Origin of the sequence: Acidovorax sp. sif0632 (assembly GCF_019218805.1) — a bacterium.
GTDB classification, from domain to species: Bacteria; Pseudomonadota; Gammaproteobacteria; order Burkholderiales; family Burkholderiaceae_C; genus Acidovorax; species Acidovorax facilis.
The window spans coordinates 953,777-969,321 of record NZ_JAHUWW010000001.1; the positions used below are offsets into that span (position 1 = coordinate 953,777).

The 15,545-nt window shown below is 65.3% G+C and carries 11 protein-coding genes; 9 read left to right on the forward strand and 2 right to left on the reverse strand.

All coding sequences use genetic code 11. From position 1 onward, the window contains the following. Positions 1-401: 401 nt before the first annotated feature. Together xdhB and xdhA are read right to left on the reverse strand one after the other, a co-directional pair. Complete coding sequence (gene xdhB / locus KW832_RS04310) at positions 402-2,834, reverse strand: xanthine dehydrogenase molybdopterin binding subunit (RefSeq protein WP_218298575.1); 2,433 nt, start codon at positions 2,832-2,834, stop codon at positions 402-404. Continuing rightward, positions 2,831-4,339 carry a xanthine dehydrogenase small subunit gene (gene xdhA, locus KW832_RS04315; RefSeq protein WP_218298574.1) on the reverse strand — a complete coding sequence of 503 codons (1,509 nt, stop codon included), beginning with the start codon at positions 4,337-4,339 and terminating at the stop codon, positions 2,831-2,833. Before xdhA ends, xdhB begins: the two co-directional genes overlap by 4 nt. Positions 4,340-4,443: 104 nt before the next feature. Here xdhA and KW832_RS04320 point away from each other — a divergent pair, with 104 nt between their 5' ends. The 9 genes from KW832_RS04320 (at position 4,444) to KW832_RS04360 (ending at position 15,522) form a co-directional block, all read left to right on the forward strand. Further along, positions 4,444-5,376 carry a LysR family transcriptional regulator gene (locus KW832_RS04320; protein ID WP_082437633.1) on the forward strand — a complete coding sequence of 311 codons (933 nt, stop codon included), beginning with the start codon at positions 4,444-4,446 and terminating at the stop codon, positions 5,374-5,376. 79 nt (positions 5,377-5,455) lie between these two features. Next, a complete protein-coding gene (locus KW832_RS04325; RefSeq protein ID WP_218298573.1) occupies positions 5,456-7,042 on the forward strand; it encodes an ABC transporter ATP-binding protein in 1,587 nt (528 codons plus the stop codon). After that, positions 7,035-8,105, forward strand: a complete 1,071-nt coding sequence (locus KW832_RS04330; protein ID WP_218298572.1) for an ABC transporter permease — start codon at positions 7,035-7,037, stop codon at positions 8,103-8,105. The genes KW832_RS04325 and KW832_RS04330 overlap by 8 nt, the downstream gene beginning before the upstream one ends. Further along, complete coding sequence (locus tag KW832_RS04335) at positions 8,105-9,025, forward strand: ABC transporter permease (RefSeq protein WP_218298571.1); 921 nt, start codon at positions 8,105-8,107, stop codon at positions 9,023-9,025. Before KW832_RS04330 ends, KW832_RS04335 begins: the two co-directional genes overlap by 1 nt. Before the next feature lie 110 nt (positions 9,026-9,135). After that, a complete protein-coding gene (locus tag KW832_RS04340) occupies positions 9,136-10,302 on the forward strand; it encodes a BMP family ABC transporter substrate-binding protein (protein WP_055401936.1) in 1,167 nt (388 codons plus the stop codon). Between the two features lie 107 nt (positions 10,303-10,409). Then, the gene (locus KW832_RS04345) at positions 10,410-11,390 is read left to right on the forward strand and encodes an aromatic ring-hydroxylating dioxygenase subunit alpha (protein WP_218298570.1); all 981 of its coding nucleotides are present in this window, start codon (positions 10,410-10,412) and stop codon (positions 11,388-11,390) included. After that, complete coding sequence (locus tag KW832_RS04350; RefSeq protein ID WP_218298569.1) at positions 11,390-12,442, forward strand: adenosine deaminase; 1,053 nt, start codon at positions 11,390-11,392, stop codon at positions 12,440-12,442. The genes KW832_RS04345 and KW832_RS04350 overlap by 1 nt, the downstream gene beginning before the upstream one ends. Before the next feature lie 225 nt (positions 12,443-12,667). Next, positions 12,668-14,242, forward strand: a complete 1,575-nt coding sequence (locus KW832_RS04355; RefSeq protein WP_218298568.1) for a methyl-accepting chemotaxis protein — start codon at positions 12,668-12,670, stop codon at positions 14,240-14,242. Between the two features lie 179 nt (positions 14,243-14,421). After that, positions 14,422-15,522: a BMP family ABC transporter substrate-binding protein gene (locus tag KW832_RS04360; protein WP_218298567.1), complete on the forward strand. Its 1,101-nt coding sequence runs from the start codon at positions 14,422-14,424 to the stop codon at positions 15,520-15,522. Positions 15,523-15,545: the final 23 nt, after the last annotated feature.

Genomic DNA, 15,545 nt, shown 5'->3' on the forward strand with positions numbered 1-15,545 from the left:
TGGCCCGAACGGATGTCCGCTCCCCGGGTTCCCTTCAGGATGCGCCGAGGAGCGCAGCGGCCAGCGGATCAGGGCTCGCGATTGTCTGAGCGCAACGAAGTGGAGCGAGTTCGAGCGAGACCCCGCTGGACGCGAGCACCGCAGGTTGCCCGCAGCGAAGCGAAGGGACGCAGCGTGTAGGGTCGCCTTCTCTTTGGTGACTTTCTTTTGGCGAGGCAAGAGAAAGTTACTGCGCCGCCGGGCGCACACCCCGGCTCCCGCCCTGAAACCAGGCATGCGGCAAATGCAGCGCTCAAACCCTGGCTTCGACAGGCTCGGCCCGAACGGTCAGGGTGACGCCCCGGCTTCGACGAGCTCAGCCCGAACGGATCGTGCGGTGAAACGGTCGGGAGGTACGCCCTTCACGCGCCCAATTTACCCAAGGCGCGCAACACATTCTCCGCAGTCGCCGGTGCCATCAACACCACGGGCTCCGTAGCGTCCCGCCCCTCACGTCCCGCAGCCACCGCATTGCGCAGCGCCTCGTACACACTGATCGCCAGCATGAACGGCGGCTCGCCCACCGCCTTGCTGCCGCCCACGTTGTCTTCCCGGTTGGCCTCGGGCCACAGTTCCACCTTGAAGTGTTGGGGGATGTCCCCCGTCGCCGGGATCTTGTAGGTGCTCGGCGCGTGCGTGGCCAGATACCCTTTGTCGTTCCACACCAGCTGCTCCGTGGTCAGCCAGCCCATGCCCTGCACAAAACCACCTTCTATCTGCCCGATGTCGATGGCCGGGTTGATGCTGTGACCCACGTCGTGCAGGATGTCCACGCGCGCCACGCGGCTTTCGCCGGTCAGCGTGTCGATGACCACCTCGGAACAGGCAGCGCCGTAGCTGAAGTAGTAGAACGGCCGGCCCGTGAGCGTGGCCTTGTCGTAGTGGATCTTTGGCGTGCGGTAAAAGCCATCGCTCCACAGCTGGATGCGGTTGGCGTACGCCTCCTTCACCACGTCGTCGAACGCGCGCACCTTCTTGGGCGAGATCACCTGGCCGCCCTCGAAGCGGATGGCGCCCGCGCCGCAGCCATCGAGTCCGCACACGAACGAGGCCAGGTTGTCCCGCACATTGCGGGCTGCGAACTGCGCCGCGCGGCCGTTCAGGTCGGTGCCACTGCTGGCGGCCGTGGCGCTGGCGTTGGGCACCTTGCTGGTGTCGCTGGCGGTGACCAGCACACGGTGCAGCGGCACACCCAGCTCGTCGGCCACGATCTGCGCCACCTTGGTGTGCAGGCCCTGGCCCATTTCGGTGCCGCCGTGGTTCACCTGCACGCTGCCGTCGGTGTACACATGCACCAGCGCGCCCGCCTGGTTGAACAGCGTGGCGGTGAAGCTGATGCCGAACTTGACGGGCGTGATGGCCAGGCCGCGCTTGAGCACCGGGCTTGTGGCGTTCCACGCAGCGATGGCGGCCTGGCGCTGGCGGTAGTTGGCATCGCGCTCCAGCTGGGGCATCAGCGCGTGGAGGATGTTGTCCTCCACCGTCATCTGGTAGTGCGTGACGTTGCGGCCATCGGCTGCATCCTTGCCGTACAGATTGACCATCCGCACGTCCTGCGCATCGCGACCCAGCGCGCGGGCGATGTCGCCCAGGATGGCCTCGATCACGATCACGCCCTGCGGCCCGCCGAAGCCGCGAAACGCCGTGTGGCTCTGCGTATTCGTCTTGCAGCGGTAGGAGGCGATTTCCACATCGCTCAGGTAGTACGCGTTGTCGGCATGGAACACGGCCCGGTCGGCCACGGGGCCGGACAGGTCGGCGCTGAAACCGCAGTTGGCGGCCATCTGCAGCTTCAGGCCCGTGATGCGGCCGGTGTCGTCAAAACCCACGTCGTACTCGTACGCAAACGGGTGGCGCTTGCCGGTGACCATGAAGTCCTCGTCGCGGTCCAGCCGCAGCTTGACGGCGCGGCCGAACTTATTGGCAGCCACGGCGGCCCACACGGCCAGGTGACCAGCCTGGGTCTCCTTGCCGCCAAAGCCCCCGCCCATGCGGCGGCATTCCACCTTGACCGCGTGGTTGTCGATGCCCAGCGCGTGCGCCACCCAGTGCTGCACCTCGCCGGGGTGCTGGGTGCTGGAGTAGATCCACCACTGCTTTTGCTCCAGCGGCAGGGCGTAGGCGATCTGGCCTTCCAGGTAGAAGTGCTCCTGCCCGCCCACCTCAAACGCGCCTTGCAGGCGGTGCGCTGATTGCGCAAGGCCCGTGGCGGCGTCACCCCGGCGCACGAAGACGGGGGGCAGCACGTAGCTTTCGGCTTTCAGTGCCTCGTGCACGGAAAGCACGGCGGGCAGTGGGGCGATGTCGAGCTTCACGGCACGCACCGCACGCCGCGCCTGCATGACCGAGTCGGCCACCACCAGGCCGATGACCTGGCCGATGTGCTGCACGGTGTCGACTGCAAAAACGGGCTCGTCGTGCGCAAAGGCGGCCAGCAACTTGTCGCCGGGAACGTCTTGCGCCAGCACCACGCCGCGCACGCCGGGCAGGGCCAGGGCGGCGCTGGCATCCACGCCGTTCAAGGTGCCATGCGCCACCGTGGAGAGGATGGGCGCTGCGTACAACGTGCCCTTCACCTCCGGCAGGTCGTCGATGTAGTGGGCGGCACCGGCCACCTGGGCGCGCGCGCTTTCATGGATGTGCGACTGGCCCATGGCGCGGGGACTGGCGGGTGCGCTGGTCTGCTGCGGGGCTTGGGGCTCGGCGGCGTGGGCGTCGGCGGTGGCAGCCACCGGGTCGTCCACGGCGTCGCGGCTCACCGGGAGGCCCGTGGGGAGAGATTCGCGCTGGTTCATACCGCAGCCTCCAGTCGGAAGTTCTCCACGCTCACGGCCTCTTCGCCCTGGCTCTCCAGCCAGAAGCGCTGCAGCAGGCTGGCCAGCACCGTGCGGCGGTAGGTGCCGCTGGCGCGCATGTCAGAGATGGGGTTGAACTCGCCTTGCAGCGCTTGCGCAGCGCGGGCGATGGTGTCGGCATTCCAGGGCTGGCCGGTCAGCGCGGCTTCGGTCTGGCGCGCGCGGGCTGGTGTGGCAGCCACACCGCCCGCGCCGATGCTGGCGCGGCGCACCACGTCGGCTTCGATGTCCAGGTTGATGACAAGGCAGACGGCAGAAATATCGTCGTCGAAGCGCTTGGAAATCTTGTAGGCCCGAAGCACTTCCGTGACACCCGGCCTGGGCACCACGATGCGTGCCAGCAGTTCGTCGGGCGCCATCACGTTCTGCCGGTAGCCGGTGTACAGGTCTTCCAGCGCCATGGCGCGTTCGCCGCGCACGCTGGCCAGCACCACCTGGGCGCGCAGTGCAATCAAGAGCGGCATCGAGTCGCCAATGGGCGAGCCGTTGGCCACGTTGCCCCCCAGCGTGCCCGAATTGCGCACGGGCAGGCCCGCAAAGCGCGTGGCAAAGCTGTGCAGCTGTGGCCACTGTGCGGTCAGTGCCGCAAAGGCGTTGGTCAGCGTGACGGCGGCGCCGATGGTGATGTGGTGTGCGTCCTGCTGGATCTGCCGCAGCTCTGCCGCGCGGGTCACATCCAGAATCTGCGCGTACTGTTTGTGCTGCTTGGTCACCCACAGGCCCACATCGGTGCAGCCTGCCACGACCTGCGCCGCAGGGTGCGCGGCGCGTGCGGCCAGCAGGTCGGGCAGCGTGGTGGGTGAAATATAAGAAGAATTGGCATCTGGCGCTTGATGGTCAAGCGCAAGCAGCTCTAATTTTTGTAGCAAAAACGGCTCGTTCACCGCCATCGCTGGCAGGGCGGCCATCTGCTGTGCGGCGTTCAGGATGGGGCGGTAGCCGGTGCAGCGGCACAGGTTGCCCGAGAGTTCTTCCTGCGCCAGCTCGCGGGTGATGGGTTGGCCATGGCACACATGGTTTTGGTACATGCCAAAGAGGCTCATCACGAAGCCGGGGGTACAAAAGCCGCATTGCGAGCCGTGGCACTGCACCATGGCTTCTTGTGCTGGATGGAGCGTGATGGTTTGACCAGGAGCCGTTGCGGCATCGCCCACGGGCTGGATCAGTGGGTCTTCCGCCAGGTCCTCCACCGTCCACAGCGCCATGCCATCCACCGAATGCGCCAGGCGGATGCAGCTGTTCACCGCGCTGTAGTGCAGCTTGCCGTCCCGCGCCTCGCCCAGCACCACGGTGCAGGCGCCGCAGTCGCCTTCGCCGCAGCCTTCCTTGGTGCCGGTGCAGCCCAGGTCTTCGCGCAGCACCTCCAGCAAGGTTCGGTCGGGTGGTACATTGCCCAGCGCCACGGGCTGGCCTCGGCGCAGGAATTGCAAGGGTCTTGTTGTCATGACAAACGCCACTTCGATCTTGGATGGAAAGGTTCAGCAGAGGGTAGAACGCAGTACCGTTACCGGCATATGCGCAAGCTTATGGCACCCATGCCCACACCGCTATGAGAGACCACGCCCTTTTCGACAAGATAGACCTCCATCTCATAAGGGTCTTGCACACCGTGCTCACAGAACGCAGCGTATCGAGGGCCGCCGTCCGCCTGGGCATGCACCAGCCGGCGGTGTCGGCTGCGCTCAAGCGGCTGCGCGACCTGGCGGGCGACCCGCTGCTCGTGCGCTCGGGCGCCAGCATGATGCCCACCGATGCTGCGCTGCGCATGGTGGAGCCTGCGGGCGCGATCCTGCGCTCGGCCGAGGCGCTGTTTTCAGACGCACGCGGGTTTGACCCGCGCACGGCCACCCGCACCTTTCGTGTGGCCGCCAGCGATTACCTCGACCCCCTTTTTCTACCCCAGCTCGTGGCCCGCATCAAGGTCGAGGCCCCTTTGTGCCCCATCGAGATCCTGCCCCTGTCGGCCGACACGCACTACCACGCCCATCTCGCGCAGGGCGAGGTGGATGTGGTGATTGGCAACTGGCCCCAGCCGCCGGACGACCTGCACATGGGCCGCCTGTTTGGTGACGAGGTGGTGTGCCTGGTCGGCAAAGACCACCCCGCCGTGCGGCGCGGCTGGGACGTGGAAAGCTGGCTGGCCGCCGAACACATCGCGCCCACGCCCACCCACCCCGGCGCGCGCGGCGTGATCGACGCCCACCTGGACAGCCTGGGCATGCAGCGCCACATCACGGCGCGCTGCGCACATTTCAGCCTCATCCCCAGCATCGTGGCATCGAGCTTGCTTGTGCTGACCACCGGCCGCCAGTACTGCGAGCGGTATGTGGAGCAACTTCCGCTGGCCATATTGCCGTGCCCGGTGCCGTTTCCTCGGCTCATGTACTACCAGCTGTGGCACGCCCGCACGCACCACTCGGCCGCCGCAGCCTGGCTGCGAGATTGCGTGAAAACCGTGGCTGCTTCGCTACGAAAAGAATAGCTGCTTGAGCATGCTGAACAAGCGCCATGAGGTATTTTCATTCTTATAACAAGTTGTAAAACTGAGAGACAATCCCCGCATGAGTTCTCCCTCCAATCCTTCAGCGCCTGGTGCGGCGCCGCCACGGCTGCAGCTGGTGGGCATCACCAAGCGCTACCCGGCCGTGGTGGCCAACAGCGGCGTGTCGCTCACGGTGCTGCCGGGTGAAATCCACGCCGTGCTGGGCGAAAACGGCGCGGGCAAGTCCACGCTGATGAAAATCATCTACGGCTCGGTCAAGCCCGATGAAGGCAGCGTGTTCTTCAACGGCCAGGCCGTGCAGGTGCGCAACCCGCAAGAAGCGCGGGCCCTGGGCATCGCCATGGTGTTCCAGCATTTCAGCCTGTTCGACACCCTCACGGTGGCCGAGAACGTGTGGTTGGGCCTGGACAAGAGCCTGACGCTGGCCGAAGTGACCGGCCGCATCAGCGCCAAGGCCGCCGAATACGGCCTCGACATCGACCCCCTGCGCCCCGTGCACACCCTGAGCGTGGGCGAGATGCAGCGGGTGGAGATCATCCGTGCGCTGCTCACCAACCCCAAGGTGCTGATCCTGGACGAGCCCACCTCGGTGCTCACGCCCCAGGCGGTCGAAAAGCTTTTTGTGGTGCTGCGCAAGCTGGCCAGCGAGGGCTGCAGCATCCTCTACATCAGCCACAAGCTGCACGAAATTCGCGCGCTGTGCACCGCCTGCACCGTGCTGCGCGGCGGCAAGGTCACGGGCGTGTGCAACCCGGCGGAGGAATCCAATGCCTCCCTGTCGCGCCTGATGATTGGCGCCGAGCCGCCCGCGCTGGAGCACCGCGCGGTGCAGACCGGCGCCACGGTGCTGCGCGTCAAGGGCCTGTCGCTGCCGCGTGCCGACCAGTTCGGCGTGGACTTGATCGACCTGCAGTTCGAGGTCAAGGCGGGCGAAGTGGTGGGCATTGCCGGCGTGTCGGGCAATGGGCAAAAAGAGCTGCTGTATGCGCTGTCGGGTGAAGACCAACGGGCCGAGCCTGCGAGCATCCAGGTCTCGGGCCAGAACGCAGGCCGCATGGGCCCCGGCCAGCGCCGTGCGCTGGGCCTGCACTTTGTGCCCGAAGAGCGTTTGGGCCGGGGCGCCGTGCCCACCATGGGGCTGGCGCACAACCTGCTGCTCACGCGCACCAATGCGGTCAGCGGCAGTGGCTGGATCAAGGTGGGCGCGCTGCAAAAGCATGCCGAGGACATCATCCGGCGCTTCAATGTGAAGGCGGGCGGTCCCAACGCAGCGGCCAAGTCGTTGTCGGGCGGCAACCTGCAGAAGTTCATCGTGGGGCGCGAGATCGATGCCAACCCGAAGCTGCTCATCGTCTCGCAACCCACCTGGGGTGTGGACGTGGGGGCTGCGGCGCAGATTCGCGGCTCCATCCTGGCGCTGCGCGATGCGGGCTGCGCCGTGCTGGTGGTGAGTGAGGAGCTGGACGAATTGTTTGAGATCTGTGACCGGCTGCACGTGGTGGCCAAGGGGCATTTGTCGCCGTCCGTGCCGCGCGCCGAGGCCACGGTAGAGCGCATTGGCGAATGGATGAGCGGGCTGTGGCATGCCGATGTCCAAGCGCACCTCGCACAACAGGCCAAGGCAGCGGAGGTGCAGCATGCTTAAGCTGGAACCGCGCCCCCAGGCTTCTGGCTGGTGGACCTATGGCTCGCCGCTGCTGGCGCTGGCCGTCACGGTGTTGATTGGTGTGGCCTTGTTCATCGCATTGGGCAAGGACCCGGTGCGCGGGTTGCAGGTCTTCTTCTGGGAGCCGATCAAGACGCAGTACGCCATTGGCGAACTCATGGTCAAGGCCACGCCGCTGTTGCTCATTGCGCTGGGGCTGGCGGTGTGCTTCCGCTCCAACGTGTGGAACATCGGCGCCGAAGGCCAGTTTGTCATCGGCGCCGTGGTGGCGGGCGGCGTGGCGCTGCTGGCCGACAAGACCACCGGGCCGTGGATCGTGCCCGCCATCCTGCTCGCCGGGGTGCTGGGTGGCATGGTGTGGGCGGGGCTCACGGCACTGCTGCGCGACAAGTTCAACGCCAATGAAATCCTGGTGAGCCTGATGCTGGTCTATGTGGCCACGCTGGTGCTGGGCTACCTGGTCTATGGCCCATGGAAAGACCCCATGGGCTACAACTTTCCGCAGACCAAGACGTTCGAGAAAGTCACGCAGATCCCGCGCCTGATGCAGGGCTCGCGCGTGTCCATCGGGCTGCTGCTGGCGCTGGCGGGTGCTGCGGCCTTGTGGGTGTTTCTGTTCCGCACGCGGGCCGGTTTTGCCCAGCAGGTGGGCGGGCTGGCCCCTGCAGCGGCGCGCTATGCGGGCTTCTCGTCGCGCAAGGCACTGTGGACGGCGCTGCTGATCTCAGGCGGTGCGGCGGGCCTGGCGGGCGCGCTGGAGGTGGCCGGGCCCATTGGCCAGCTCACGCCGTATGTGCCCGCAGGCTACGGCTTTGCCGCCATCATCGTGGCCTTTGTGGGGCGGCTGCACCCGGTGGGCATGATTTTGTCGGCCATCCTCATGAGCATGTTCTACATCGGCGGCGAGCTGGCGCAGTCGCGCATGGGCCTGCCCAAGTCGCTCACGGGCGTGTTCCAGGGCCTGCTGCTGTTCACGCTGCTGGCCTGTGACACCTTGATCGCCTACCGCATCCGCTGGGTGGCCGCGAAGGGAGGCAAGTAATGGAATCCTATGCACTCCTGATCGGCGCCACGCTGAGCGCGGGCACCGTTCTGGCCATCGCAGCCCTGGGCCTCTTGATCAATGAAAAAGCTGGCATCGTCAACCTGGGGGCCGAGGGCATGATGCTCTGCGCCGCCATTGCGGGGTTTGCCACCGTGGTGCACACGGGCAACACCTGGCTGGGGTTTGCGGCGGGCATGGCCGCTGGCGCGCTGCTGGCGGCCATCTTTGGTGTGCTGGTGATCTGGCTCAACACCAACCAGTACGCCACGGGGCTGGCGCTCAGCCTGTTCGGCGTGGGTTTTTCGGCCTTTGCGGGCATCAGCTACGTCCAGGCCAAGCTGCCAGAGCTGCCCAAATACGTGATCCCGGTGCTGGGCGATGTGCCACTGCTCGGCCCCGCGCTGTTCCGGCAGCACCCGCTGGTGTACGTCACCATGCTGCTGGTGGCGGGGCTGATCTGGTTCCTGTACCGCACGCGCGCCGGGCTGGTGCTGCGCTCGGTGGGCGAGTCGCCCGAGTCGGCCCATGCGCTGGGCTACCCCGTGCGCCGTATTCGCTTGGCCGCCGTGGTGGCCGGTGGCTCGCTGTGCGGGCTGGCCGGCGCGTACATCTCTACCGTTTACACCCCGCTGTGGGTGGAGGGTATGGTGGCCGGGCGCGGCTGGATCGCGCTGGCGCTGACCACCTTTGCCACGTGGCGCCCGGCACGGGTGTTGCTTGGTGCTTACCTGTTTGGCGGCGTGACCATGCTGCAGTTCCATTTGCAGGCCACGGGCGTGCAGGTGGCCAGCCAGTTGCTGAGCATGCTGCCCTATGTGGCGACCATCGTGGTGTTGGCGCTGATCTCGCGCAATCCGGCGTGGATCCGCATCAACATGCCGGCATCGCTGGGCAAGCCGTTTTATCCGGGTTCGTGAACAAGCACTGGTCCCAAGAATTGCTGGTTACCCGGTGGTAGATCGCCCCATAATTAGTGTTTTCGTCCCTCAACCTTTGCAAGTCTTACTTCTTCAATAAGGAAACCGACATGACTGATCTGCAGAAACGCTCCATGCTCAAGGTGGCAGCGCTCTCCGCCGTGGCCGCTGCTGCCCTCGTGGGCTGTGGCAAGAAGGAAGAACCGGCACCGGCCCCCGCGCCCGCACCGGCTCCCGTGGCAGAAGCACCGGCGCCCAAGCCCGAGCCTCTGAAGATCGCGTTTGCCTACGTCGGCCCGGTGGGCGATGGTGGCTGGTCGTTCGCCCACGACAACGGCCGCAAGGCCATCGAGAAGGAATTCGGCGACAAGGTCGTGACGAGCTTTGTGGAAAGCGTGCCCGAGTCCGCCGACGCCGAGCGCGTGCTGCGTGACCTGGCCGGCCAGGGCAACAAGCTGATCTTCGGCACCACCTTCGGCTACATGGAGTCCATGCTCAAGGTCGCGGAAGACAACAAGGGCGTGAAGTTCGAGCATGCCACCGGCTACAAAACGGCCGAAAACATGCGCACCTACGACAGCCGCACCTACGAAGGCGCGTACATGGCGGGCATCATTGCCGGTGCCATGACAAAGTCCAACACGCTGGGCGTGGTGGGCTCGGTGCCGATTCCTGAAGTGATCCGCAACATCAACAGCTTCACGCTGGGTGCGCAGTCGGTCAACCCCAAGATCAAGACCAAGGTGGTCTGGGTGAACGAATGGTTCAGCCCACCCAAGGAAACCGAAGCCGCCACCAGCCTGATCAACGGTGGCGCGGATGTGTTGTTCCAGAACACCGATTCGCCTGCTGTGCTCAAGACCGCACAAGAGAAGGGCAAGCGCGCCTTCGGTTGGGACAGCGACATGACCGCCTACGGTCCCAAGGCCCACCTGGCTTCGGCCGTCATCAACTGGGGCCCGTACTACATCAAGGCCACCAAGGACGCGCTGGAAGGCCAGTGGGCCACGGGCCAGAGCTGGTGGGGCGTGAAGGAAGGCGCCATCGACATCGTCTCCATTGCCGAAGACGTGCCTGCCGACACCAAGGCCAAGGTCGAAGCCGTGAAGAAGGGCTTGGCCGACGGGTCGTTCCAGATCTGGAAGGGCCCGATCGTGGGTCAGGACGGCAAGGAAGTGCTGGCCAAAGACACGGTGGCCGATGACAAGTTTCTGGGCGGTGTGAACTTCTACGTCAAGGGCGTGGAAGGCAAGATCCCCGGCGGCGAGAAGAAGTAAGCACTTCTGACCCGTCATCAGGCAGCCTCTTGGGGCTGCCAGTTCAAAAGGGCTACCTTCCTGGGTGGCCCTTTTTCATTGTTGAGTGCTTTTTTGGAGCAGGGACGATGGTCGAATCGACGTTGTGGCACCCCGTGGCACTGGCGGGTGATGTGGCGAACACCCCACTGGCCGTGCAGTTGCTGGACCAGCCGCTGGTGCTGTGGCGTGATGGCCTGGGTGGGGTGCAGGCCTTGGCCGATCGGTGTCCGCACCGGGGTGCGCGCTTGTCGCTGGGCCGGGTGACGGTGCAGGGGCGGCTGGAGTGCCCGTACCACGGCTGGCAGTTCGAGGGCTCGGGCCAGTGCACGCATGTGCCCGCACTGCCTGCGTTTGTGCCGCCCACCACGCACTGCGCCCGGCACCATGAGGCCTGCGAGGCCCATGGCCTGGTGTGGGTGCGCATTGCGCCGGGCAGTGCAGCGCTGCCCCCATTCGCCGCCGAAGGGGACTTGCGCTTGCGCAAGCTCAACTGCGGCCCTTACGACGTGGAAGCCAGTGCGCCACGCATCATCGAGAATTTCCTCGACATGTCGCACTTTGGTTTTGTGCACGAAGGCTGGCTGGGCAGCCGCGACGTCCCTGCCATTGATGACTACCGCGTTGAGGCCACACCCACTGGCTTGCTGGCCACCGGCTGCAAGGCCTGGCAACCCCAGTCCAACCTGCACTCCACCGCCCCGGCCCAGGTGGAGTACACCTACGAAGTCACGGCACCCTACGCGGCCGTGCTGACCAAGGTGCCCGAGGCGGGCACCACGGCCGTGGATGGCTGGCGGGAGTCCATAGCGCTGTTCATCTGCCCGATCACCCCGGTGCGCAGCCGCGTGTGGTTTCGCCTGGCCGTGGCAGATTTCGATTCGCCCGATGAGAAGCTGCAGGCCTTTCAGCACACCATCTTCACGCAAGACCAGCCCGTGCTGGAGTCGCAGACGCCACAGTGTCTGCCGCTGGACCTGCGGGCGGAGTTGCATACCGCCGCCGACAAGGCATCATCTGCCTACCGCCGCTTTTTGCGCCAGAGCGGCATCACCTTTGGAGTCTGCTGATGTTTAAAGTGCCCCCCATTTCCGCCGAGCGCCTGCCCACGCTGCTGCGCGCCATGCCCAAGGCCGAGCTGCATATCCATATCGAGGGCTCCCTGGAGCCTGAGCTGATCTTTGCACTGGCGCAGCGCAACGAATTGACCTTGCCCTATGCCAGTGTGGAGGCACTGCGCAGCGCCTACGCGTTCACCAACCTGCAAAGTTTTCTGGACATCTACTACGCGGGTGCCAGCGTGCTGCTGCACGAGCAGGACTTTTATGACATGGCGCGCGCCTACCTGGGGCGAGCAGCGCGCGACAACGTGCTGCACGCCGAAATCTTCTTCGATCCGCAGACCCACACCGCACGCGGCGTTGCCATGGAGACGGTCATCAACGGCCTGTACCGGGCCTGTGAAGATGCACGCAGGGAGCTGGGCATCAGTGCCACGCTCATCCTGTGTTTCCTGCGCCACCTCAGTGAGGAGTCCGCCTTCGAGACCCTGGAGCAGGCGATGCCCCTGCTCGACAAGATCGTTGGCGTAGGGCTGGATTCCAGCGAACTGGGCCACCCACCCGAAAAGTTTGCCCGCGTGTTCGCCCGCTGTCGCGAACTGGGCCTGCACCTGGTGGCCCATGCAGGCGAGGAGGGCCCTCCTGCCTACATCTGGAGCGCGCTCGATGTGCTCAAGGTCGAGCGCATCGACCACGGGGTCCAGGCGGTGCACGACGCGGCCCTGATGCAGCGCCTGGCGCAGGACCGTATTGCGCTCACGGTGTGCCCCCTGTCCAACCAGAAGCTGTGCGTGTTTCCCAACCTGGCGGACCACAACCTGGGCAAGCTGCTCGACGCCGGGCTGGCCGCCACGGTCAACTCGGATGATCCCGCTTACTTTGGCGGCTACATCAATGAGAACTTCACCCAGGTGTTTGCCGCCACGGGCCTCACGGCGAAACACGCCTACCAATTGGCGTTCAACAGCTTTGAGGCGAGTTTTGCCAGCAATGCCGACAAGCGTGTGTGGGAGCACAAGCTCAAGGAAACCTTTGAGCGGTGTGTGGAGCACGACTACTGAGCTGTGTGCGGCGGGCATAGCGCGGATTGCCAGTGCGAATCGGCGGGTTGGTGCGCTGTCGCCCGCGCGGCAGGGCGGCGGCGTGGGTAAACCCTTAAAATAGTAAGTATTCGTTCGAATTGCGTCCGGCCCAGGCCCACGGGGTGATCTACCACCATGGCCCTTATCCAGCGCTCCCTTGCGGAGTGCACAGGTGCCGTGTAGCCCCCTTTTTTGGAGCCTTCCATGTTTCTCAGTCAAATCTCCATTGGCAAGCGCCTGACCCTGGTGCTCGGCCTCATCCTGGCGCTGTTTTTTGCCAGCAGCGTGGTGGCCGTGGTCAAGCTCAGCCAGTTGGGCAAAGAGATCGACGCCATGGTCAACGACAACATCAAGACCGAGCGCGCTGGCTCGGACTGGCTGCGCCACACCACATCGGGCGTGCAGCGCGCGGCAGCCATTGCCAAGAGCAGTGATGCCAGCCTGATCCCCTACTTTGCGCCCGCCACCGCCGCGTCGATCCGCGATACCAATGAGCTGCAGAAATTCATCGAGTCCAAGATGGACACGCCGGAGAAGAAGCAGCATTTTGCCAAGGTGGGTGACCTGCGCAAGGACTACCTGGCGGCCCGCGAGGAAGTGAGCAAGTTCAAACAGGCGGGCGATGCCGAGAACGCCAACAAGGTTTTCACCGAGCGGTTTGAGCCCACCTCCCGCAGCTACCTGGCGGGCGTGCAGCAGATGGTGGATGGCCAGCGCGCTGAACTAGATGCTGCCGGCAAGCGAAGCGAGGAGCTGCGTGCCCAGACCACGCTGCTGCTGCAGATCTGCACCGGGGTGTCGCTGCTGCTGGGCGCCTTGCTGGCTTGGCTGCTGACCACCAGCATCACGCGCCCGCTGCGCCAGGCCGAGGCCATTGCAGAGACCATCGCCAACATGGACCTGACGGGTGCCCCCCAGGCGAGCTACGCCAATGACGAAACCGGCCACCTGCTGCGCGCGCTGGATGCCATGCGCAGCGCTCTGCACCGCTCGCTCCAGCAAGTGCGGGGTGTGGTGGACAGCATCTCCACCGCCAGCACCCAGATCGCCATCGGCAACCAGGACCTGAGCGCACGCACCGAGCAAACGGCCAGCAGCCTGCAGGAGACTGCCAGCTCGATGGAAGAGCTGACCAGCACCGTGCGCCAGAGCGCCGATTCGGCCGTGCAGGCCAACCAGCTGGCGGTGTCGGCCGCAGAAGTGGCCCAGCGCGGCGGTGAAGTGGTGGCGCAGGTGGTGACCACCATGGACGAAATCAACACCAGCAGCAAGAAGATTGCCGACATCATCGGCACCATCGACGGCATTGCGTTCCAGACCAACATTCTGGCCCTCAACGCCGCCGTGGAAGCCGCCCGTGCTGGCGAGCAGGGCCGTGGCTTTGCCGTGGTGGCCAGCGAAGTGCGCTCGCTGGCCCAGCGTTCGGCCCAGGCGGCCAAGGAGATCAAGACGCTGATCGGCGTGTCCGTGGAGAAGGTCGAGTCGGGTGCTGCCCTGGTGCAGAACGCCGGAACCACCATGGGCGAGATCGTGAGTTCCGTGCGCCGCGTGACCGACATCATTGGAGAGATCAGCGCAGCCGCTTCGGAACAGAGCCAGGGCATTGGCCAGGTGAATGTGGCAGTGACCCAGCTGGACCAGATGACCCAGCAGAATGCAGCCTTGGTGGAAGAGTCCACCGCCGCCGCCGAAAGCCTGAAAGACCAGGCGTCTCGTCTGGCCGAAGTGGTGGGTGCCTTCCGCCTGGGCGCGGGCCCGCAGGCGCTGCGGCTGAATTGAAATTGATGGCTGGGCTCTGTGCGCTGCTGCAGCGCACGCCCACACTTGAATCCTGTTTTTAACCCGGCAGTCTTTGCAACACCGCTCCATGTAGTTTTCGCACAGTCTGACCTTCCCGGTGGCACCGTCGTCCTGCGGCACTTCCGGTCTATTTCATCAGGGCCATGTAGAGGAACACCATGTACAAAAACCTCGCAGCCACGCTCGTGGCCGCCTGTTTTTTCTCCCCCGTTTTTTCCCAGACCACGCCCGCCAAGGGCAGTACGGCCGAGCTGGTCAAAGCCGGTTTTGTCTATGTCTCGCCCATCACCGAGGCAGGCTGGACGCGCCAGCATGACGAAGGCCGCAAGGCCGTCGAGGCCGCGCTGGGCAACCAGGTGAAGACCACCTTTGTCGAGAACGTGGCCGAAGGCGCCGATGCCGAACGCGTGATCCGTGATCTGGCGGCCACGGGCCACCAGATCATCTTCACCCCCAGCTTTGGCTACATGGAGCCCACGCTCAAGGTGGCGCAGGACTATCCACACGTGAAGTTCGAGTCCATCACGGGCTACAAGACCACGCCCAATGTGGCCGCTGCCAACGCGCGCTACTACGAGGGGCGTTACCTCGCCGGTATTGCAGCGGGCCGCATGAGCAAGACCGGCGTGGCCGGTTTTGTGGCGGGCTTCCCCATCCCGGAGGTGCTCCAGGGCATCAACGCCTTCACATTGGGCATGCGCTCGGTCAACCCGCAGGCCGCGGTGAAGGTGGTGTGGCTCAATGTGTGGTTCGACCCACCCAAGGAGCGTGATGCGGCCATGGCGCTGTTCAACCAGGACGTGGACGTGATTGCGTTCCACACGGGTTCCACCGCCGTGATGGCCGCCGCGCAAGAGCGCGGCAAGATGGCCGTGGCCTACCACTCCGACATGCGCAAGACCGGGCCTGACGCCCAGATCGTGGCCGTGACGCACCAGTGGGGCAGTTACTACACCGAGCGCGTGCGCGCCGTGCAGAACGGTACCTGGAAGAGTGCCAACCTGTGGGGCGGTGTGCGCGAGGGCATGATCCGCGTTGGCGACTTTGGCCCCAAGGTGCCTGCCGCCGTGCAGCAGGAGGTCCTGAATGCGCAAAAGGCCATCGGTGCTGGCAAGCTCCAGCCCTTCCGCGCGGGCAAGGCGCCGGTGCGCGACAACGACGGGCAAGAGCGCATCGCTGCGGGCCAGGCGCTGACTGATGCACAGATCCTGCAGATGAACTGGCTGGTGGAAGGGGTGGTGGGCAAAGTGGCGCGTTGAGCGTTCCCGTACCCTGCCAACTG

Excerpts from the sequence above, each read along its gene's own strand:
- xdhA (WP_218298574.1), bottom strand. The coding sequence starts at position 4,339 with ATGACAACAAGACCCTTGCAATTCCTGCGCCGAGGCCAGCCCGTGGCG.
- KW832_RS04325 (WP_218298573.1), top strand. The coding sequence starts at position 5,456 with ATGAGTTCTCCCTCCAATCCTTCAGCGCCTGGTGCGGCGCCGCCACGG.
- KW832_RS04345 (WP_218298570.1), top strand. The coding sequence starts at position 10,410 with ATGGTCGAATCGACGTTGTGGCACCCCGTGGCACTGGCGGGTGATGTG.
- KW832_RS04320 (WP_082437633.1), top strand. The coding sequence starts at position 4,444 with ATGAGAGACCACGCCCTTTTCGACAAGATAGACCTCCATCTCATAAGG.
- KW832_RS04335 (WP_218298571.1), top strand. The coding sequence starts at position 8,105 with ATGGAATCCTATGCACTCCTGATCGGCGCCACGCTGAGCGCGGGCACC.
- KW832_RS04330 (WP_218298572.1), top strand. The coding sequence starts at position 7,035 with ATGCTTAAGCTGGAACCGCGCCCCCAGGCTTCTGGCTGGTGGACCTAT.
- KW832_RS04360 (WP_218298567.1), top strand. The coding sequence starts at position 14,422 with ATGTACAAAAACCTCGCAGCCACGCTCGTGGCCGCCTGTTTTTTCTCC.
- KW832_RS04355 (WP_218298568.1), top strand. The coding sequence starts at position 12,668 with ATGTTTCTCAGTCAAATCTCCATTGGCAAGCGCCTGACCCTGGTGCTC.
- xdhB (WP_218298575.1), bottom strand. The coding sequence starts at position 2,834 with ATGAACCAGCGCGAATCTCTCCCCACGGGCCTCCCGGTGAGCCGCGAC.
- KW832_RS04340 (WP_055401936.1), top strand. The coding sequence starts at position 9,136 with ATGACTGATCTGCAGAAACGCTCCATGCTCAAGGTGGCAGCGCTCTCC.
- KW832_RS04350 (WP_218298569.1), top strand. The coding sequence starts at position 11,390 with ATGTTTAAAGTGCCCCCCATTTCCGCCGAGCGCCTGCCCACGCTGCTG.